Here is a 20,519-nt window from a genome sequence, read left to right on the forward strand (position 1 = left end):
GGGGGATCGGCGGCGGACGGCGGGGGGCTGCCGGAGACTGTCGATAGGAAGGTCCGCGTAATGGGCGCGCGTGCGCGGTTCGCCGTTCGTGGTATCCCCATTACGGGCGACGCGGGTAATGTCGCGGGTGATGCGGGGCCTGGTCGGCGAACGACATGTCCCAAGGGACATCTCATTCGCCGCGCGGCCGCGGCCGGCATGTCCTCGGGGACAGACAACAGTCGCGTCGCCGGCCTGTCCTTGGGGACAGCCTGCGCGCGACCGCGAATGGGTCGCTCAGGTGCGCGACGGGCTGGCGAGCTGGCGCAGGCGGGCGATTCGGCGCTCGACGCGGCCGTACACGGTGCGCTCGGGGTAGCGGAAGGGGGCGGTGGGGTCTTCGGGCTCGCTCGAGGTCCCGGCGGGTTCGCCGAGGATCAGCTCGACGCCCTCCTCGACGGTGCTGATCGGCCAGATGAAGAAGCGGCCCTGGGCGATCGCCTCGAGCACGTCCTCGCCGAGCACGAGGTTGCGGACGTTGCTCTCGGGGATGACGACGCCCTGGGTGCCGGTCAGCGCATGGGCGCGGCAGACCTCGAAGAAGCCCTCGATCTTCTCGTTGACGCCGCCGACCGGGAGGACGCGGCCGCGCTGGTCGACGCTGCCGGTGACGCCGATGTCCTGGCGCGCGGGCAGGCCCGACAGGCTCGAGAGGATCGCGAACAGCTCGGCGGTCGAGGCCGAGTCGCCCTCGATCGGGGTGTAGGTCTGCTCGAACACCACCGAGGCGCCGAAGCTGAGCGGGAAGTCGCGGGCGAAGCGGTCGTGCAGGTAGCCGCTCAGGATCAGCACGCCCTTGCTGTGGATCGGGCCCGACATCTCGACCTCGCGCTCGATGTTGAGCGGGCCGTGGCTGCCGGCGTAGGTCACGGCGGTGACGCGGCTGGGGCGGCCGACCGACTGGAAGCCGTCGCTGACGACGGCGAGGCCGTTGATCTGGCCGACGCTGTGGCCCGAGACCTCGACGCGGATCAGGCCGTAGCGGTGGAGGTCGAGCAGGCGGTCGCGCATCTGCCCCTGGCGGTCCTGCATCAGCCGGAACGCGGCCCGCAGGTGCTCCTCGGTCAGCTCGTCGGCGCCCTTCGCCAGCGAGGTCGCCTCGGTGATGAGGTCGCTGAGCAGGCCGAGGTTGGTGGTGAGGCGGTGCTGGTCCTCGGCCAGGCGGGCGCCGTACTGCATCAGGAACGCGACGGCGCTGCGCGAGCAGCGGGACAGGCCGCGGTTCGAGGCCAGCCAGGCGGCCACGCCGGGGTACACGCGCAGACCTTCCTCGAAGGACATGTCGTCCTCGAAGTCGGCGCGGATCTTGAAGAGGCGCGAGAACTCGGGGTCGAGCTCCTGCAGCTGATGGATGAGGTCGGGGTCGGCGACGAGCACGACCTTGACGTCGAGCTCGACCGGCTGGATCCGCAGGCTCGGGCCCTCGTCCTCCTCGTGCGGCTGGATCGCGCGTGCGAGCAAGCAGGCCTTGAGGTGCTCGTAGACGGCCTCGCGCTTGACCAGGGCCTCGGCGTCGATGATGAGAAAGCCGCCGTTGGCGCGGTGCAGGTCGCCCGCGAGGATCGTGCCGGGCTCGGGGTAGCGGCTGTCGTTCGAGCCGGCGACGACGCGGCCGAACAGGCCCGAGAGCGTGACGTTCTGCGCGTGGATGATCGGCGCGACGTCGTCGGGGCGGCTGGTGACCAGCAGCGTCGGCACGACCAGGCCGGGCGGCAGCGGCATGCTGGTCAGCGGCAGGTGGTGGCCCTCCTCGAGGTGGTAGACCTGCTGCAGGTGCTCGTGCAGCCGCTTGCTGTACTTTCGCACCTGCTCGGTCGGCAAGGCGCGCTCCGGCACGGCGGCGAAGCTGGCGGCGATGTTGTTGCGCAGGGCGGCCCGCTGGCGCTGCAGCAGGGTCTGCTGGATCTCCGCCTCGAGCAGCGCGAGCTGGCGCTGGGTCTCCTCGACGTGCGGGCGCACGGCCTCGATCGCGTCGAGGACCTGGCGGTTGAGCCGGGCCTCGGCCTCGTCCGCTTCGCCCTCGCTCGGGGCGTTGTCGCTGCTGGTGCCGCCGGCCGCGTCGTCGGCCTCGTCCTCGAGCGGGACGAAGTCGAAGCCGTCGTCGCCGGCGACCAGGCCGAGGCCGTGCTCGGCGGCGATCTTGCTCAGCTGGTCGTGGATCTTGCGCTCGGCCGCGCTCTGCTCGCGGTGGATCTCGACCTGCAAGCGGTGGCGGACCCGGCCCTCGAACACCTCGTGGACGGCGGCCTCGAGGCGCGCGTGCAGCTCCTCCATGGCGCGGACGAAGGCGGGACCTGCACCTGCGGGCAGGAACGCAGGGACAGGTTCCAAAGGCCAGCGAGGATTGACGAGCAGGACGAGGTCGCGCGGGGCCGGGCGGCGGAGGGCCTCCTCGCGGGCGAGGGCGACCGCGGTGAAGGTGCGGCCGGTGCCGCGGCGGCCGACGACGGCGACGTTGAAGCCGGGGGCCCGCTCGGCGAGGCCGCGGCGGAGGGCCATGGCGGCGCGGTTCTGCGGGGCGATCCGCAGGTCGAGGACGAGCTCGGAGGGGCCCTCGGGCAGCGCGTCCTCGCGGACGCTGACGGTGCACTGCTCGGGGCCGAGCGGCGAGACCTGGCGGGTCACGACGACCTCGGCGGGCGGGCTCGGCCGGGTGGTGGAGGGCGACGATGCGGCCGCGTCCGGGGTGGAGGACGGCGACGCGACCGCGTCCGGGGCGCCGCGGGGGGCGCGACCGGAGCGGGGGCGTGGCGACTTGGGGCTCGGACGGGAGCGCGAGGGCATCTCAGCTCGCCGGCGCCGGCTCGGGTGCCTTGTCGGCGACGGGAGTGTCGCCGCCGATCGCGGTGATCGTGCGGGCGATGTTCTGCCGCTGGTCGGCGTCGGTCTCGGGGTGCTCGGCGAGTTCGCGGAGGATCTGCAGCATCAGCGTGCGGGTGTCGGCCGGCCCGGTGTTGATGATCTGCTCGAACTGGGCGGTGCAATCGTCCTCGTCGCCGCGGGTGCGGAGGATCCGGATCACACAGGTGTAGGCCCACTCCGGCGCGCGGTGATAGAGCGAGGGCAGGCCGCCCAGGAGCACGCCGAGGTAGGCGTCGAACTTCTCGAGGACGTACAGGATGTTCCAGTAGACCCCGTGCGGGTCGTTGTCCTCGAGCAGGTCGAGCAGGCGCGGCAGCACGGCCGGGTCTTCGATCTGCTCGAGCAGCTCGACGAGCGGCGGCAGCTCCTCGCGGATCTCCGTCTCGGTGCCGAACTGCGCGAGGTGGTGGATCCGCTGCAGCAGCCCGCTCAGGTTCTCGAGGCTGGGGGGCGGCGGCTCGTCGTCGAACTCGTCGTCCTCCTCGGCGATCTCCAGGACGCTCTTCTTCCGCTCCGCCGGCGGGGCAGCGGGCTGAAGCGTGAGCGGAGACAAGGGCGCAGCAGGCGCGGCGGGAGTGGCGCGCGACAGCGCGAGCTCGTCGAGCTCGCTGCCCTCGTCCGCCTCGGCGCTCTCGCTCTCGATGTCGGCGCCTTCATCTTCCTCGCCGTCGTCGATCGCCTCGACCTCGTCGAGATCATCCTCGACTTCGACCTCCTCGGCCTCGTCCTCGTAGTCGGGCTCGGGCGCCTTGGCCGGCTTGCGCGCGGGCTTGGCGACCTCGGCCGGCTTGGCCTTGGCGACCTTGGCCGGCGCCTTGGCCTTGGCCTCGGTCTTGGCCGGCTTCGCGGCCTTGGCGGTCTTGGTCTTTGGCTCCTCGGCCGCCTTGGTGGACTTGGCGGGCTTGGCCGCGGTCGCCTTGGACACGGCCTTGGCGGGCTTTGCCGCCTTGGTCGCCTTCTCGGCGGGCTTCGCGGCCGCGACCTTCTTGGCCGCGGCGGGAGCCTTCTTGGTCGCTGCCTTGGCGCCGGCCTTGGCCTTGGCGCTGGGGCTCTTGGCGGCCGTGGCCTTGCTGGTGGCCTTTTTGGCGGGTTTGGATCGCGTCGACGCTGCCACGGGGCTTTTCTACGCGATCGTACGCGGGGATGGCAAGCCCTCGAGCGAGAGGGGGTAGACTCCGGCCCCGTCATGGCGTCGCGAACAGTGGTGGATTCGGTCGTGTGCGTGGAACAGCCGCCGGCGGGTGCCGCGGCGGCCGAGGCCCGCGCCAGCGCGCTGCGGGCCCGCTTCCCGGGGGCGATCGTCGAGCGCTATCTCGACCGCGCGCCCGACGTGGGTCAGCGCGTCCGCATCGCCGCGGGCGCGGCGGTGATCGGCGACGTGCTGCTCGCCGACGACGTGAGCGTCTGGTACGGCTGCGTCCTCCGCGGCGACGTGAACCGCGTCGAGATCCGCGAGCGCAGCAATGTGCAGGACGGCACGGTGATCCACCTCGGCGATAACGATCCGACCTTCGTCGCCGAGGAGGTCGTGATCGGCCACCGGGCGGTCGTGCACGGCTGCAGGATCGGCGGCGGCACGCTCGTCGGCATCCAGGCCACCATCCTCGACGGCGCGGTGATCGGCGAGGGCTCGATCGTCGGCGCAGGCGCGCTGGTCACCGCCGGCACCGTGGTGCCCCCGCACTCGCTCGTGCTCGGCGCCCCCGGCAAGGTGATCCGCACGCTCACCGCCGCGGACGAGGCGATGCACCGTGGCCTGGCGCACAAGTACATGCGCCTGGCCCACAATTATCGCGTCGGCTGAGCCACGCGCCGGGCGCGCGGAGGTGAGCTGACCCGAGGTCGACGAGGCCGCGTGTGCCGCTTCTGCGCGGCGAGGTCGTCGGCGGGCGCCCCTCGCCATTGAGTCGGTGCTGCCGGCCGAGGTCGGTGGGCGTCCAGGCGAGGTCGCGGTGCGCGAGTGTCCGGTCGTGGTCGTCGAGCGGCGCGAGGTCGAGCCTTGGACCCGGCGAGGTCGTCCGGGCGTGCCTGGCGAGATCGGCGAGTGGAGGGTCCTCGGGGTCGCCGAGCGTCGAGCCGTGTGCCGGCGAGGTCGTGGCGGTCCTTCGGGGGTCGCCGAGCGGCACGAGGTCGAGGCGTGGGGCCGGGCTTGGTGTGGAAGTCCGTCACCGAGCGGCTGGAGGTGGGGCCGGCGAGGCCGTGACATCAATCGGTGGTCGTCGAGGTGCTCGAGGTCGAGCTCGTGGTGCCGGTCGTGGTCGTGGTGGTGTCGCCGGTCGTGGTGGTGTCGCCGGTCGTGGTGGTCGTGGTGGTGTCGCCGGTCGTGGTGGTGGTGTCGCCGTCGGTCGAGGTCGCGCCGGTGGTGACCCCGAGGTCAGGTGGTTCACAGATGCCGTCGGCGGTGCGGCAGCGCAGGTCGCCGCAGCACGACTGGTGATCGAAGCACCAGCGGGACAGGTCGAGGGCGCCGATGCAGGCGCTCTCGTCGGCGCAGGCGGCCGGGCCGCGTTCACCGCCGAGTTCGCCGGTGGTCGGGCCGTACTCGGCGACGCAGATCGCGTCGGTCTCGCAGTCGCCGCTGTTCATGCAGCCCGTGGTGCTCGAGCTGCCGGAGCCCGGCGTCGTGGTCGCGCCGGCAGTGTCGCCGTCCGTCACCGCGGGCAGCGACGGCGGACCACAAGCGGCGAGGGCGAGGACGACGGCGAGGCGGCGCACGCCGAGGACGATAGCAGGCTCGCGCGTGCTGCTCGAACACGGCCCCGGCGCACGCGCGAGGGGCTCGGGGGTCTGCGGCGTCGGCGTCACGGCTCGAACACGCAGCGGACGCGGAACGGCTTGCGGTTCCGCGGGATGGTGGTCTCCTGGCCCGACTTCGGGTCGACGATCCACGCCTGCGCGGCGTCCTCGGCGAAGGCGGTGCGGGTCCAGTGGAAGCCCTCGGTCTGCTCGAGGCCGGTGATCTCGCCGAACCGCTTGACCTCGTCGCGGTCGGGCAGACGCCAGTGCTTGAAGCCGCCGAGCTCCAGGTCGCGGCAGTGGGTCTCGCCGGCCGGCTGCAGCAGGTCGGGGCAAGCGTGGCCGGTGTCGCAGCGCTGGACGTAGATCGGCTGCTTGCGATCGGACAGCAAGGCGGCGCCCTCGGGCGCGGGCGGCGGGTTCAGCTTGGGCTCCGCGAACGGCTGGGCCTTGGCCGGCGGCTCGACTGCCGCCTTGGCAGGCGGCGCGTCGGCCGGGGCAGGGGCGGACTTGGGCGCTTCGGAGCCGCAGGCGCCCAGGAGGGCGAGGACGAGGAGCGGTCGCGCGATCACGGGTGCAGGGTAAACAGGTCGGGCCCGATTTGGCAGCACGAGAATCGCGCGAAACCGCGCGATGTCGGACGACCTGACTGGCCTGGCCCGACGCTTTCGGCGCCACACCTGCCTCGACCTCGACCCGCGCTCCTTCCTGCAGGGGGATTTCGCGGCCGGCGCGGCCAGGAGAGAGGACGAGGGGCGAGGCCGAGGCAGGCGAGGGCGCGGCGGTGGGCGAGCGAGGTCGAGGAAGGCGAGGGCGCGGCGGGGGCGAGGTCGAGGAAGGCGAGTTGAGGTATGGTCGCGCCGATGGTCGGCAGATCGATCACGCTGCTCTGGGCGCTGGCAGGCGAGCCCTCGACCGGCGAGGCGGCGCCCGGCGAGGCGGCTCCGGTGGTCGAGGCGGCCGGTCCCGAGGAAGCGGGGAGCGGCGATTACTCGCGCGCGCCCGGAGTCGAGGTGCCGCCGGCGATCGAGCCGCGGCTGGCCGAACTGGCAGCGGCGTTCCGGCGGGCGACCGGCAAGGCGCTGGTGATCACAGACGGCACGCGGCGACCCGAGGTGCAGGCAGAGCTGATGCTCCGCAACCTCGAGCGCGGCGACGATGTGGTCCGCAACTACGCCAACAAGTCGGCGGCGAAGGCGGTCGCGGAGGCCTACGCGCAGGCGCGGGAGGCCGGACAGGCGGCGGCGCTGGCCGCCCTCACGGCGGTGATCCGGGCCCAGGTGGCCGCGGGCGACTACGTGTCGAAGCACCTGCGCGAGGGTGCAGTCGACGTCCGCTGCCTCGGCCTCGACCGGCGCGAGCGGGCGATCTTGAAGAAGCTGGCGAAGACCCGCGGGATCGCGGTGGTCGACGAGAGCCGCACGAGCACGCCGCACTATCACTTGAACTTCGTGCGGTGAATCCAACGTCCTCGGATCTCCGCCGGGATCCGAGGTGCTCTGCTCCCAACCGTGCTGTGGTGACAGCTGCGGGTTCGAGCGCATCGATCGCACGGCGCTCAGCATTGCGGATCAGGTGCAAGTAGAGCAGCGTCGACTTGATGTCGCGGTGTCCCATGAGCTGCTGCACCGTGCACACGTCTGTCCCTCGGCAGAGCAGCCGCGTGGCGAGCCGGTACCCGGGTTGAGCTACGTGCTCGTTGAGTCCGAGGGCCGCGAATATCGCCAGGTCCGGCTGGCGCAGCTCCCGGGCGGCGACTGCACCGTCACGTTCTTGAGGGACGAGCCCGCCCCCTGACCCACGTCAAAACGTGGCGAAGATGAAGACGCTGCCGCGGACGAACCCGAGCGCCTCGCCCTCGGGGCGCACGCATTGCGTCGAGACGCACACGCGAGCTCCATCCACGTAGGCGCGGCCCGTGATGTCGAATTCCCATCTCGTCTCGCAGCCCACGCCGCCGCCCTCGAACTGACGCGGATCGGTGGCCTGCACTGCACGGGTCTCGTCCCTGTACCAGACGCCCGCCGTCGGATCGAAGAGCGCGCAGCGGGGCGCCTCCTCGTCGGCATCGCTGTAAGAGATGTACTCGAGGTTCGACGCGCCGAACGGCGCCGCGCCCCCGCACACCGAGGGGTCCTTGCAGCGACTCTCCGCAGCCAGCTCGTGGGCGGGATGCACGCTGAATCGCGCCGTCCGGGGGCCGGGGGCCTGGCGGCTCAGGTTCTCGACCAACCACCGCTCACCCGCCGGAGCCAGGGCCAGCGCCACGTCGTCCGACTTCGCGGGCTCGAACCCCGGCGTCGTGCTCCACCGCAACCTCGCCCGGGGCGCTGCCGGGCCGGGAGGCTCTCCCAGGTGATCTTTCAGTTGCATCAACACCGACCCATCACTGTCGACAATGGCCAGATCCCTGGCCGCCACGCGATCCGTGAGGACGGGGACCGGCGCCCCCGGGTTCCACAGGTCGACCAGGAGCAGCCCTTTCGGGTCCCAGTGCCATGCCAGGCCTGACGGGCCGTCGATGCGCAATTCGCCGAGGCGCTCGGTCGACAGCTCTTGCCGCCAGCATCCGTCGACGGAGCGCAGCACCAGACCAGTCTCGACGCGATGAAGGACGATCGGGGAGTCCGTCACCGCGGACCAGTGCTTGTGCGCGCCCGACCGGAGGAACGCGATTCGCTGGGCCCCCGTCAGCTTGTCCCACCATGGGGCTTTCGCCGGGTCGAACTCCGGAATGTCGAGACCACCGGGACAGGCCGACTTCGCGGGGAAGACGAAATGCTCGAGGTCGGGGGCCGTATCCTGCGAGTCCGGTTGGGTCGGCGCTTCCGGTCGTTGCGAGGACTCGGATGGGTCGGCTTTCACCTGGGGAGGCGGCGTGGCGGGCGGCGCCTGCGACTGAGGCGACGCCGGCGCAGGCGCGCCCGGAGTGGTTTGTCGCTCGCCCGCCGGTGACGGACAGGCCGCGAGCAGCAGGAGCGCCAGCGCGGCGAGCCACGGCTCGCGGCTCACTCGTTCATCAGCGCGGTGTAGTTCCAGTGCCATGCTTCTCCGTCGTACGGCTCGAACCCGTAGTCTGCCGCGTGGGCGACCGGCCAGTCGTAAAACCAGGTGTTGCGCCATCGCGCCATTGCGGTGGTTGTCTTCTCGTTCGCCACCCCGACGACCTGCCTCGTCCCCCGCCGGGCGCATGCGCTGCGCGCTTGACCGGCCGCGGCGGATCGGCGAGCATCCTGTTCGTTTCGATGAATGTCGCCTCGCCGGAAGCAGCGCTGTGCGAGCTGTTGTTGGCGAGCTTCAGCGTGGACGAGCTGCGGGCGTTCATCCATCTACGCTACGGGGCGGCGGTGTACGCGTTGCCCTCGTCCGGCTCGGCCGAGCACATCGCGGCGGAGACGGTGCGCGTGCTCGTCAGCCGCGGGGCGGCCGACATCACGCTCTTTCGCCACCTGGTCGACGTCCGGCCGCGGCGCCACCGGGAGATTGTCGCATGTGCGCAGGTGTGGGGCATCCCGGAGGCCGAGGTGCCGCCGGCGGCCGCACGTCCGCGCGACGAAGCCGCGTACGCGGTGAGCAGTCAACTCCAGCCGGGCGGGGTGCTCGCCGGCTATCGTCTCGAGGCGCCGCTCGGGACTGGGGGATACGGCTCGGTGTGGCGCTGCGTCGCGCCGGACGGCGAGCGCGTCGCGCTGAAGATCCTCCGCCCGGATCTCGGGCACGACCCGGCCTGGCGCGCTCGCTTCTTCCGCGGGGCCGAGCGGATGCGCAAGGTCGAGCACCCGCTGATCGTCCGCGTGCTCGACACGCACATGGGCGACAGCGAGTTCCTCTTCTACCCGATGCAGTACATCGAGGGGAGGAGCCTGCGCGAGCTGTGCAGGTCCGGCAAGCTCGCCGTCTCCGCCGTGATGTCGCTGATCGTCCGCGTCGCCGACGCCCTGGCGGCCGCGCACGATCACGGTCTGGTCCACCGCGACGTGAAGCCGCAGAACATCCTCGTCGACCGCGAGGGCACGCCCTTTCTCACCGACTTCGACTTCGTCGTCGACGCCGACGCCGTCGTGCACAGTCACACCGGGCCTGTCGGGAGCTACGTCTACGTGGCCCCCGAAGTGCTCCAGGGCGAGGTCGTCGGTCCGCGGGCGGATATCTACAGCCTCGGCGTGACGGCGATGTTCTGCCTCCGCGGCCGTGACCTCATCCCCGCCAACGTCGCGCCGGAATTCATTCGCAAGCTCGAGTGCAGCGAGGCGGAGCAGCGCGTGCTGATCAAGGCGACCGCGGCCGACCCGGCGTCTCGCCACCCAGACATGCGCGCCTTCCAGCGCGACCTCGAGTCCGCCCTGCAGCGGGCCCGCCAGCAGGCCGCGAACCGGGAGGCCGAGCGGCGCGCGCTGGCCGAGCGGCTGGAGGCACGCCGGGAAGCGGAGCGGCGGGCGCAGGAGCTGGCGGAGCGCGAGGCGGCCGAGCGCTGGGCGAGGGAGAAGACCGCGCGAGAGGCCGCGGCGAGGGTCGCGGCCACGCGCGCGACGGTCGTGGTGGCGCCGCGGTTTTTGGGGCCCGAGAGGCCAGAAGACGAGGACGACGAGCCGGACTGGTTCGAGGGGACGGCGAAGGGACAGGCGCAGGGGCTCGCGCCGTCACGCAAGGGGGACCTGCTCCCCGCGCCGGAGGGGCCACGGGTGAGCGCGAGGGCGGAGCTGTCCGGACGCACGCAGGATGAGCTCAATGCGAGCGAGCGGGCGGCGCAGGCCATCTCGCCGCTCCCATTGCCCGACGCCCCGCCGCGAGAGGCGCGAGAACAGCAGGAGCGGGCGGAGGCGGAGCGCAAGGCGAGAGAGGCGGCCGAGCGGGAGGCGGCGGAGGAGGAGCGGGCGGAGGCGGAGCGAAAGGCGAGAGAGGCGGCCGAGCGGAGAGCCGCGGAGGAGCGGGAGCAGGCGGAGCGGAAGGCGGCGGAGCAGGCGGAGGAGCGGGCGGAGGCGGAGCGTAAGGTGAGAGAGGCGGCCGAGCGGAAGGCCGCGGAGGAGGCGGCGGAGCGGAAGGCCGCGGAGGAGGCGGAGCAGCAGGAGCGGGCGGAGGCGGAGCTGCGGTGGCAAGCGTGGGCGGCGATCAAGCGGGAGCGGGATGCACGGATCGCGGCAGAGGAGGTGACGAAGCGGGCGGACGCGGAGAGGGAGGCGAGAGAGGCGGCGTCGCGGACGGAGGCGGAACGGAAGGTGGCGGAGGAGGCCGCGCTGCGGGAGAAGGTGAAAACGCAGGACCTGATCGTCGAGCGCCTGCCCGACGGCTACAACGTCCTCTGCGACGGTGCGAGTCGCAAGTTCGCGGCGCAGATGGAGCTCATCGAAGTGCTCGCCCGCTGGCCATGGCGGTCCATCGCGCTCCGGGGCTTCTCCGCGGAGGAGCACCGCACGCTCACGAACCTCCTCGACGTCCGCGGCGTCCGTGGGCACAGGACGGGCGAGCAGGTCGTTCAGCGCAGCGGATGGGCGCGTCGCCTCGCGGTCCTGGCGCTCCTCCTCGGTCTCTCCTCCGCGTTCATGCCGCTGCGCTCGTTTGGCTTCGTCACAGAGAGCGCGCTGAACGGAGGGTTCGAGAACCCTACGCTCTGGGCCATCATCACGGGACCTTCGATATTCGCGGCGTTCCTCGGCGTGACCGTGGGGAGGAGGGGCTTCGGGCGCAAGCTCGGTCTTCTCCATTGTCTGTGCGGAGGGATCGCGCTCGGCCTGTGGAGTCTGGCGGCAAGCCCCGCGAACGTCCACCTCGAGGTCGGAGCAAAGTGCTCGATCGCCGCCGCGGTCCTCGTGTTCGTCGCGGGCTTCATCGGTCGAGTCCGGCCCCATCCCGAGAGGAGCGAGGCTCGGGCGCGCGAGGGCGAGGTCCTCGTCCAGCGCCTCGAGGGCGGCTACCTGATCCTTCATGACGGCGCGGAGCACAAGCTCAAGTCGCAGGCCGAGCTCGTCGAGCTGCTGATCCGCGTGCCCTGGCGGTCGATCGAGCTACGGGGCTTCTCTGCGGACGAGCGTGGCGCGCTCGAGCTCGTCCTCCACGCGCCCCGGGGGCGCGGGCGCGGGCTCCGTCTCCTCACGTCCGCGGCGTTCGTCCTCGGCCTCCTCTCTGCTGTCTTTCTCCCGGACTGGTGGCACGTGTTCTCGGGGTTCTCGGTGGGCGCAGCGTTCTTCGGCATGCTGTCGGAGACGAGGGGCTTCGGGCGCGGGCTCGCGGCGATCCATTGCCTGTGCGGGGGAATGGCCCTCGTCCTGTGGTACGAGGAGGCGACGTTCCGGATCTCGAACGTTCGTGTTGTGATCGGAGAAGTGTGTTCGATCGCCGCCGCGGTCCTTGTCGTCCTCGCGGGCGTGGTCGGCCTCTTCAGGCCCCATGACCCCAACAGGATCGAGGCGCCGCTTGCAGGGGTAAGCGGTGCGTCGTGGCTGCGAGACGGCCTCCGCAAGTTTTGGCTCGACGTCGGCGCCTGGGCGAGCGCGTACTTCCTCGGTCCGAGGGGGGCGCATTCAAGCGAGCCGCTCTCGCGTGCGCGTCGCTTCGCCAGCGTCCTCGCCAGGCTCGGCCTCGCGCTCGGGCCGGTGTCGATCCTCGGGGTAGTGCTGTACCTGGCGTTCACCAGCGGCTCTGAGCCGGAGCGCGAGACGAAGGCCCCGGAGGACACGCGGCCGGACGCCGGCGAAGCGGGTTCACCCGCCGCGGAGGCGCCCGAGAGCCCGGTCTTCCGCGTCGAGTCGGATCCACCGCCGGTACCGCGTCCGCGGCTCGTGTTCCTCGAGGGAGGATCGTTCGAGATGGGGAGCACGCCTGCAGAAGGCCACGTGATGATCCCCGAGCGGATCCCCGTGTCCGCCGTGGACGAGAAGCTTCACGTCGCCGAGGTCGGCCCCTTTGCGATCTGCCAGACCGAGATCACGCAAGGCGAGTGGAAGGACATCATGGACCGCGAAAGCCTGAGCAAGAGCGCGTGCGGCGACGGGGACTGTGACGATCGGAAGCCAGTGACCGGCGTGACGCGGCTCGAAACGCTCGTCTTCCTCAATCGCCTGACCACGCGCGAGAACGCGGTCTTGCCGGAGGAGCAGCGGATGACGCTTTGCTATGGACCGCAAGAGCTCCGCTTCGAGCCGAAGTGCACGGGCTACCGCCTGCCGACCGAGGCCGAGTGGGAATTTGCTGCTCGCGCGGGGACCAAGACGCCCTTCAGCTTCGGGGGCAGCGGCGCCGAGCTCGCCGCAGCCTATTGCGAGCACGCCAACGGAGGCCCGTTGAGAGCGGGCGACCTGCCCGGCCTGGTCGAAGTCACGTGCAAGGACGGCGCGCCGGGTCTCGGGGGGGTCGCGTCCTGGAAGCCGAACCCCTGGATGATCCACGACATGCACGGCAACGTCCGCGAGTGGGTTTGGGATCGCTACGGGCCCTATCCCGACCGGCCGATCAAGAACTACCGCGGCAGCAGTCAGGGTAACCATTATATCGTGCGCGGCGGATCCTTCCTATCGCCGCCGTGGTATCTGCGCTCGGCAGCGCGGGACACCATCACAGACCGCGGCAGGGACATCGGCTTCCGCTGCGCTCGGGGACCGATCGACGTGCCTTGACCATGGCCCTGGCCGGTCGGGCATCTCACTTGAACTTCGTGCGGTGAGTCCAGTGCCGTCACCGCAGGCGGCCGGGCACGGGGACAATGCGGAAGGGGTTCTGCCGACGCTGTTCGAATGAACATATCACGATTCTAGAACGAACCCTGTCCGCCCACAATCGATGCCGATTCGTATCATCTCACAAACTCGCGTTGGGTGAACGGCCGTTGGGTGACCCCAAACATCTTTGGTAGTCGGCGGCCCATGCTGCCGAGCGCGCTGCCATGGATGCGTGCAGTTCATCGCGGGTCCAGTCCGCGCATGAACGGCTTCGAGGGCACTTGTGATGAATTTGGTTGCGAGCGTCGTACCGGCGTTGCATGGTCACCTCGACTTCGTGCGCGGAGCATCGAGAGATCTTCGATATGTCTTTTGAAGCATGTCCTTCCGGTCCATTCGTTCGACCCCCCTGCGAGGCGCGTGCACGGAGCCGGCGTACCGCGAGCGACTCGAGCCATTCGCCGGCGGAGTCGAGGACCGAGTCCCCGGGCCGCGCCGGCGGGGGCGGTTCGGGCAGGGCCGGCTCTCGACTTCGCGGTGGGCGGAGCTGCGCGGTGTTTCTGCATCTGCAGAGGGGCGAAAATTGTCTTCGATCTTCCGTGCGACCTGGGCGGGAAGGGCTCGTCCTTCTTCCGCGAGATGAACTTCGCATCGCGCACCCTCTCGTCTTCGCTGCTCATCCTCGCCCTCGTCGCTTGCGGCGACAGCGGCAGCAACCCCCTCACCGCTACCGCGACCGTCACGGCCACCGACCCCGGCCCGACCAGCGAGACGTCGCCGCAGACCACGACCGGCGACGACACCACGACCGGCGACGACACCACCACCGGCACGCCCGACGATCCGACCACCAGCAGCACCAGCATGGGCGTCGACGCGTGCGACAGCTGCGGCGAGAACGCGAGCTGCCGCGGCGACACCTGCGTGTGCGACGAGGGCTTCGAGGGCGACGGCCAGACCTGCACCGACCTCGACGAGTGCGCGGGCAAGAACGACTGCGCCGTCGACGCGACGTGCACCAACACCCCGGGCGGCTACGACTGCGCCTGCAACGAGGGCTACAAGGGCAACGGCTTCACTTGCACCGACATCGACGAGTGCAACGAGGACCTCGACATGTGCAGCGCGAACGCCTCCTGCACCAACCAGGACGGCGGCTACAAGTGCGCCTGCGACGAGGGCTTCAGCGGCGACGGCTTCGTCTGCAACGGCAGCAAGCAGTTCGGCGAGAGCTGCGTGGCAGGGGAGGAGTGCGCCAGCGGCGTGTGCCTGGCTGGCGGATTCAACATGTGCACGGTGCCGTGTACGCAGAACGTCGCCAACGACTGCGGGGCGCAGGGCGTGACCGGGCTGTGCGTCCAGACCGCGGCCGACCAGTACGTCTGCGCCGGCGACCTGACGTTCGGCGCGGACAAGGACGACGAGGTGCTGCAGGCCGGCGACAAGGTCACGCGCCTGTTCCAGTCGAAGACCGACGCCGACCTGTTCCTGGTCAACATCGCCATCGCCGGCGACTACCTGGTCACCGCCACGCCCGACCCGGACGACGACATCCAGCTCGACTTCTACCAGGCCGACGCCTCCGAGTTCGGCACTGTGAACATGTTCGGCATCGGCCAGGCCGAGTCCGCGGTCGTCACCACGCAGCCGGGGGTGTTCTTCATCGTCGCGCGCAACATCGGCGCCAGCAACGGCGGCTACACGATCGAGGTCGTCAAGCAGTGAGCCGACGCGCCGTTCGGCGCACAGGTGGCGATCCCGGCGCGGCGGTTCGGCTTCTCCGTGAGCTCAAACTGATGGGGCACGGCGACGCTGGTCGCCCCGTCCATCGAGCGAGAGCGCGAATCCTGGACCTGCCCGAGAGCGTGATCTCGGGCCAGTCCAGGCGTCACGTCGAAGGTCGCTCAGGCGAGCGCTTCGGGTTTGCGGGGGACTCGCTATTCGTCCTGGGTCGGCCTTTTTATCCCCGCTGCGCGAAACCAGCTGTCGAACGATGGCGAGAACAGGCCGGCGCGCCAGAGCTCGCGGACTGTCTCCAATCGCTCTCGCAGCAAGATCGCCTCGAGGTGCGCATCGGAGCGGGGATCTTCGTGCAGAAGGCGCCGAAAATGCTCAGGAGCGGCAAATGCCGCGAGCCCTGCCTTGGCCCACGCCCCGCATTCGGCGAGGTATCGGCGCGTCTTGCCCGTATCCGGGTCTCCGTTCAGGATGCAGAACGCTCTCCATCCGTGAGCGAACAATTGTCGCCCCTGGCGAGCGAACGCGTCCGGGATTTTGGCGGCCGCCATCTCGTAACTGATGATCGTCGCTTCGGCCCAACCGAAGACATCCTGGCCGGCGGCCGCAGCGGGGGCTTCTGGAACGCGGACTGGTGCATTCGGGGCAGCGCACGCTGCCGCCGCGGCATACGCTCTTCGTGCGCATGCCTGGGCGAGCACGGACCAATTCAAGGGAGCGTGAGCCCTCGCCGCCGCGACGATCGCGGCAGGCCCATGGTCCAGGATGTCCCAATCGTCGCTCATCGATCGGTGGAGGACCGTGCGTCGGCAGGAGCGCTGCGGCGGCTCGCGCGGGTCGCTGTCGTCGGGAATGATTGCATGGAAGAGTTTTTGAAGGGCCGTCCTCCGACGGCGCTCACGGGGCCGGCGAGGGCATGCCACGGCCCACGCATGCCAGGAGATCCTCCCGTGAAGGGAAGAGGTCGTCAAACAGCGAGCGAGCGCGGCTTTCAGCGCCGGTGGGGGCGATCCCGGCGCGGCGGAGTTGTGGCAGGATGCCGGTTGCGCCGTGTCGACCTCGCCGTCCAGTCCGCCGGATCACGGGTCCGCCAGCGAGGGGGAGCTCGCGGCCGCGCTCGACCGTGCCGCGACCCGCGGCGCGGGGGCCTGGCCTGGCCTCGAGGTCGCGCCCGCGACGTTTCGCGCCTACCTCGCGGGGCGGCTGCCGGGCGAGGGCGACGGGGTGGCGGCCCTCGAGGCGATGGCGATCGAGGATCTGTACCTCGCGTGCGCGTGCGTCCAGGGCGATCGGCGAGCGATCGCGGCGTTCACCGATCGGTTCGTCCGGGTCAGCGTGACTGCGGCGTCGCGATCGCGCCGCGACGGGCCGGCGGCCGACGACATGGTGCAGCTGGTGCTCGAGAAGTTGCTCGCGCCGCGCGGCTCGCTGCCGCCGCGACTCGCCGAGTTCAGCGGGCAGGGGGGGCTGCGCGCGTGGGTCCGGGTGACGGTGGTCCGCGCCGGGATCGACCTCGAGCGCACGCAGGCGCGGCGGATCGTCGCCGACACGGGCGAGCCCGCCGAGAACCTCGAGGAGCTGGCGACCACCACCGATCCGGAGCTCGACTACCTCAAGCGGCACTACCGCGACGAGTTCCGCCAGGCCTTCGCCGCGGCGCTGGCGGACCTCGACCCGCGCTCGCGCAACGCGCTGCGGCACCACCTGGTCGACCGCCTCAGCATCGACCAGATCGGCGCCCTGCACGGCGTGCACCGGGCCACCGCGGCGCGCTGGATCTCCCGCAGTCGCGAGGAACTGCTGGCCGGGACCCGCGAGCAGCTGCGCCGGCGGCTCCAGCTGAGCGAGGGGGAGTACGCGAGCATCATGCGGCTGATCGACAGCATGCTCGAGGTGAGCGTGCAGCGGCTGCTGTCCGGATGAGGGGCCGGGCCGCGAACCGGGCGGGGGAGCGAAGGCGGGTGGGCGAGCATGCTGCGGGGCATCGACAGCAGGCTCGACGGGTGAGAGGCCGGGCTGCGAACCTGGCGGGGGAGCGAGGGCGGGTGGGCGAGCGTGCTGCGGGGCATCGACAGCATGCTCGAGGGGTCCTGACGGGGGCGCGAGGGCGGGTAGGCGAACATGCTTTGGGGCATCGACAGCATGCTCGAGAGGTCCGGGCTGCGAACCTGGTGGCCGAGCGAGGACGGGTAGGCGAGCGTGCTGCGGCGCATCGACAGCACGCGCGAGGTGGGCGTGTAGCCGTAGTCCGGGATGTGAATTCGGGCGGGGGAGCGAGGGCGCTTGCGTCATGGGGCGCAGCGACAGCACGCTCGAGATCAGGGTGCAGGGGCGGTGGTCCGGGAGAGCGTCAGGGCCTCGGGATGGGCAGCGAGCCAGGTATCGACGGCGTCGCGGACTTGCGGGCTCGGGTCCTTCATCGTGCGCAGTTGTTCGCGGGTCGCGAGCATCATCTGCGCGGCTCGGGGGCGCTCGCCGGGGCGCGACCACAGCGCGCGGGCCAGGGCGAGCTGCGCCTCCAGCGGGCCGAACGGGTCGGCGCCGTGGGCCAGGATCGTCAGTGCGCGCTCGAAGCTGGCGATCGCGTCGTCGGTCCGGCCGATGCGCTGCTGACAGTCGCCGAGGCGCTTCAGGGCCCGGCCGACGAGCTCGTGATCGGGGCCGAGTTGCTTGGTGCGGATCGCCAGGGCGCGCTCGAACGAGGTCAGGGCGGCGTCGAGGTCGCCGGCGTGCATCTGCTCGCCGCCGAGGGAGATCAGCGTGAGGGCCAGCGCAGTGTGCTCGGGCCCGAGGCCGCGCTCCTGGATCCGCAGGCCGCGCTCGAGAGCTGCACGCGCCTGGTCCCGGGCCCCGAGCGCGCGCAGGGTGATGGCGAGGTTGGAGAGGGTGAGGCCGATGTTGGGGTGCTCCGGCCCGAGAGTGCGCTCCTGGATCGCCAGCACCTGCCGCAGCAGGTCGTGGGCCTCGCCGTGTTCGCCGAGCTCGCCCTGGACGGTGGCGATGTTCTGCAGGGCGGTCAGGGTGCGCGGGTGACCGCGTCCGAAGGCTCGTTCGCGGCCGGCGAGGACCTGGCGGAACAGCGCGACCGCCTCGGTGCGCCGGCCGAGCCGGCTGAGCGTCGCGCCGATGTTGTTGCGGACCGTCGCGAGGTCCGGGTGGTCGGCGCCGAGCGAGCGCTCGAGCGCCTCGGCGGCCTGCTGGAACGAGGCCAGCGCCGCCTCGTGGTGGCCCTGGCGCTGCAGCCCGACGCCGATGTCGCTTCGCGCCCGCGCGGCGTCGGTCTCGTGCGCGGCGCCCAGGGCCTCGAAGCCGGCCAGACCCGCACGGTAGCTGGCGAGCGCCGCGTCGTACTGCCCGCGGGCGCTGTGCAGCTGGCCGACCTGCATCGCCAGCTGCGCCGCACGGGCGTCGTCGGCCAGGCGATGCACGGCCGCGTCGGCGCGCCGCGCGGCCTCCTCGGCGGTCGGATACTCGGCCCGGGCCCGGCGCACGTTGACGAGCTCGATCCACCCGTCAGCGGCCGCCTCGACGTCGCCGCTCGCCTCGGCCGCCCACACCGCGTCGGCGAGGCCCTGCTCGGCCGCCACGAGGTCCTCCGCGAGCTCGGCCTGGGCGCGGCCGACCTCGACCAGAGCTTCTGCGGCCGGCCAAGTCAGCCCGAGCTCCTGCGCGCGGGCGTGGGCGGCCTGGGCGTGAGCGCGGGCCTGGGACAGCTTGCCGGCCCGGCGGAGAGCGCGGGCGGTGGCGATCTCGGCCTGCAGGGCCGCAGCCTCGGGCCGGCCCGGGTCGGGTCGGCCGCGGGCCTGCAGGGCCTCGATGTCGCTGCAGACCTCGGGGCCACCGAGCGCGTGGGCCATCGCCGGCGCGGAGAGGACGACCTCGGCGTCGGCTGTGACCAGCAGGCCGGTGAGGGCGCGCAGCTCGTCGAGCTGGCGATCGAGGCAGGCGACGCGCAGGTCCATCACCGCTTCGGACTGTTCGCCGCGGGCCCGCGTGGCCAGGCAGTTCTCGGTGTAGGCCGCGGTCCAGGCGGCGGCGTGGGCGTCGAGGGGCGCCTGCACCGAGGCCCACGCGCCCGCGGCGTAGGGCGCCCGGGTGGCCGCGAACGCGATCTGGGCGGCCTGTCGCGTCGGGCCGTCCCACACGCCTCGCAGCTTGTCCGGGGCGCCGCTGCACAGCCGCGACTCGACCCCGGGGATGCTGCGCTGGGCGACGACGTAGCCGCCCGCGGCGGTGGCCACGAGCGCGAGCAGGCCGGCGGCCAGGAGGCGCCGGCGGCTGCGGCGGCGAGGGGTCGCGCGCAGGGCATCGAGCAGGGCCCGCATGTCGGGGTGACGCGCGGCCGGCTGGACCTTGAGGCCGCGGGTCAGGAGCGCCGCCAGCCACGCCGGCAGCACGCGGTCGGGCGGGGGCAGGCGCATGTCGCCGCGGCGCACGTGGTCCGCCAGCTCGGACAGGGTGCGGCCGGGAAACGGCCGGACCCCGCAGATCGCCTCGTAGAGGGCGACGCAGAAGCTGAACTGGTCGCTGCGGGCGTCGGCCGGGCGCCCGTCGAGCTGCTCCGGCGCCATGTAGGCCGGCGTACCGAGCAGCGCGCCGGTGACCGCCAGCGCCTCTGGGTCGTCGGTCGGGACGGCGGGCGCGTCCTCGGCCGAGAACATGCGCGCCATGCCGAAGTCGGCCACGCGCACGCGGCCATCGGCGCCGACCAGCACGTTGTCGGGTTTGAAATCGCGGTGGACGATCCCCGCCGAGTGAGCGGCCGCCAGGCCCTCGCCCGCCGCCAGGAACACTTCCACGATCTCGCGCCACCCGCGGGGTCGTTGCCCTCGCCACTCTCGGAGGGTGCAGCCGTCGACGAGCTCGGTGGCGATGAACACCCGGTGGGCCAGCGCGCCGACGTCGTGGATCGTCACGACGTTGGGGTGCGACAGCTGGGCCAGCGCTCGCGCCTCCCGCAAGAGCCGCGGCTGTACCACGCGCCAGCCGGCGTCGGCCTCGGGGCGGACCCGCAACAGCTTGAGCGCGATCTTGCGGTCGAGCTCGGGGTCGAAGGCCGAGTAGACCGTGCCCATGCTGCCCATGCCGATGCAGTCGAGCACGACGTAGCGGCCGACGCTGTCGCCGCGCATCAGCGGCGGCGCTGCAGCGGTGTCGTCGGCCTCGCCGGAGCCGTGGCTCAAGTACGCCTGGGCGTAGCGGGTGACGAGCTCGAAGCAGTCGCGGCAGGCGTCGATGTGGCGCTCCACTGCCTCCCGCGAGGCGCCCGACGCGGCCCCCTCGACGAACTGCGCCAGCGCGGTCTCGTCGAGGCAGGGCCCGGCCGGTTCGGCCGCGCCGGGATGTCGAGCGATCGCAGGCAACGCGGCGCGGATCATAGTTCAGGTGCGGTGACCGAGGTGCTCGCTGGTCGTCGCCCGAGGTCGGGCGCTGCCTGGTGCTTGCGCCTCGGGCGGGGGAGCGGGTAGGTTCGCCGCGGCCGAAAAAGGTGGA

12 protein-coding genes are annotated in these 20,519 nt (G+C 71.7%); 5 read left to right on the forward strand and 7 right to left on the reverse strand.

Annotation, left to right across the window (positions count from 1 at the left end):
- Positions 1-276: 276 nt before the first annotated feature.
- Positions 277-2,664, reverse strand: a complete 2,388-nt coding sequence (locus O0S08_RS13975) for a Lon protease family protein (protein ID WP_269039614.1) — start codon at positions 2,662-2,664, stop codon at positions 277-279.
- A gap of 160 nt (positions 2,665-2,824) precedes the next feature.
- Positions 2,825-4,015, reverse strand: a complete 1,191-nt coding sequence (locus tag O0S08_RS13980; RefSeq protein WP_269039615.1) for an Imm30 family immunity protein — start codon at positions 4,013-4,015, stop codon at positions 2,825-2,827.
- 72 nt (positions 4,016-4,087) lie between these two features.
- On the opposite strand from O0S08_RS13980, the gene O0S08_RS13985 reads away from it, so the two are divergent.
- A complete protein-coding gene (locus O0S08_RS13985; RefSeq protein WP_269039616.1) occupies positions 4,088-4,705 on the forward strand; it encodes a gamma carbonic anhydrase family protein in 618 nt (205 codons plus the stop codon).
- A gap of 401 nt (positions 4,706-5,106) precedes the next feature.
- Here the strand turns inward: O0S08_RS13985 and O0S08_RS13990 are convergent, their stop codons facing one another.
- Positions 5,107-5,616: a hypothetical protein gene (locus O0S08_RS13990; protein ID WP_269039617.1), complete on the reverse strand. Its 510-nt coding sequence runs from the start codon at positions 5,614-5,616 to the stop codon at positions 5,107-5,109.
- A gap of 86 nt (positions 5,617-5,702) precedes the next feature.
- Positions 5,703-6,209: an Lcl C-terminal domain-containing protein gene (locus O0S08_RS13995; RefSeq protein WP_269039618.1), complete on the reverse strand. Its 507-nt coding sequence runs from the start codon at positions 6,207-6,209 to the stop codon at positions 5,703-5,705.
- Between the two features lie 291 nt (positions 6,210-6,500).
- Here O0S08_RS13995 and O0S08_RS14000 point away from each other — a divergent pair, with 291 nt between their 5' ends.
- On the forward strand, positions 6,501-7,097 hold the full coding sequence (locus tag O0S08_RS14000) for a hypothetical protein (RefSeq protein ID WP_269039619.1): 597 nt from the start codon (positions 6,501-6,503) through the stop codon (positions 7,095-7,097).
- 343 nt (positions 7,098-7,440) lie between these two features.
- On the opposite strand, the gene O0S08_RS14005 is transcribed toward O0S08_RS14000, so the two are convergent.
- Positions 7,441-8,649 (reverse strand): hypothetical protein, encoded by a 1,209-nt coding sequence (locus O0S08_RS14005; RefSeq protein ID WP_269039620.1) that lies wholly within the window; start codon positions 8,647-8,649, stop codon positions 7,441-7,443.
- Between O0S08_RS14005 and O0S08_RS14010 the strand changes: the two genes are divergently transcribed.
- The gene (locus tag O0S08_RS14010; protein WP_269039621.1) at positions 8,589-13,247 is read left to right on the forward strand and encodes a bifunctional serine/threonine-protein kinase/formylglycine-generating enzyme family protein; all 4,659 of its coding nucleotides are present in this window, start codon (positions 8,589-8,591) and stop codon (positions 13,245-13,247) included. The two genes, O0S08_RS14005 and O0S08_RS14010, sit on opposite strands and share 61 nt — an antisense overlap.
- A 681-nt stretch (positions 13,248-13,928) precedes the next feature.
- Positions 13,929-15,014: a calcium-binding EGF-like domain-containing protein gene (locus O0S08_RS14015; protein ID WP_269039622.1), complete on the forward strand. Its 1,086-nt coding sequence runs from the start codon at positions 13,929-13,931 to the stop codon at positions 15,012-15,014.
- Positions 15,015-15,226: 212 nt separating this feature from the next.
- Here O0S08_RS14015 and O0S08_RS14020 read toward each other — a convergent pair whose 3' ends face one another.
- A complete protein-coding gene (locus O0S08_RS14020; RefSeq protein WP_269039623.1) occupies positions 15,227-15,811 on the reverse strand; it encodes a hypothetical protein in 585 nt (194 codons plus the stop codon).
- Positions 15,812-16,076: 265 nt separating this feature from the next.
- Here O0S08_RS14020 and O0S08_RS14025 point away from each other — a divergent pair, with 265 nt between their 5' ends.
- Positions 16,077-16,949 carry a sigma-70 family RNA polymerase sigma factor gene (locus O0S08_RS14025; RefSeq protein ID WP_269039624.1) on the forward strand — a complete coding sequence of 291 codons (873 nt, stop codon included), beginning with the start codon at positions 16,077-16,079 and terminating at the stop codon, positions 16,947-16,949.
- 395 nt (positions 16,950-17,344) lie between these two features.
- Here the strand turns inward: O0S08_RS14025 and O0S08_RS14030 are convergent, their stop codons facing one another.
- Positions 17,345-20,389: a serine/threonine-protein kinase gene (locus tag O0S08_RS14030; RefSeq protein ID WP_269039625.1), complete on the reverse strand. Its 3,045-nt coding sequence runs from the start codon at positions 20,387-20,389 to the stop codon at positions 17,345-17,347.
- Between the last annotated feature and the right edge of the window lie 130 nt (positions 20,390-20,519).

Source organism: Nannocystis punicea (assembly GCF_026965555.1).
Taxonomy (GTDB): domain Bacteria; phylum Myxococcota_A; class Polyangia; order Nannocystales; family Nannocystaceae; genus Nannocystis; species Nannocystis punicea.

Coding starts and splice junctions, on each gene's coding strand:
- O0S08_RS13985 (WP_269039616.1), top strand. CDS start 4,088: ATGGCGTCGCGAACAGTGGTGGATTCGGTCGTGTGCGTGGAACAGCCG.
- O0S08_RS14020 (WP_269039623.1), bottom strand. CDS start 15,811: ATGAGCGACGATTGGGACATCCTGGACCATGGGCCTGCCGCGATCGTC.
- O0S08_RS14000 (WP_269039619.1), top strand. CDS start 6,501: ATGGTCGGCAGATCGATCACGCTGCTCTGGGCGCTGGCAGGCGAGCCC.
- O0S08_RS14015 (WP_269039622.1), top strand. CDS start 13,929: ATGAACTTCGCATCGCGCACCCTCTCGTCTTCGCTGCTCATCCTCGCC.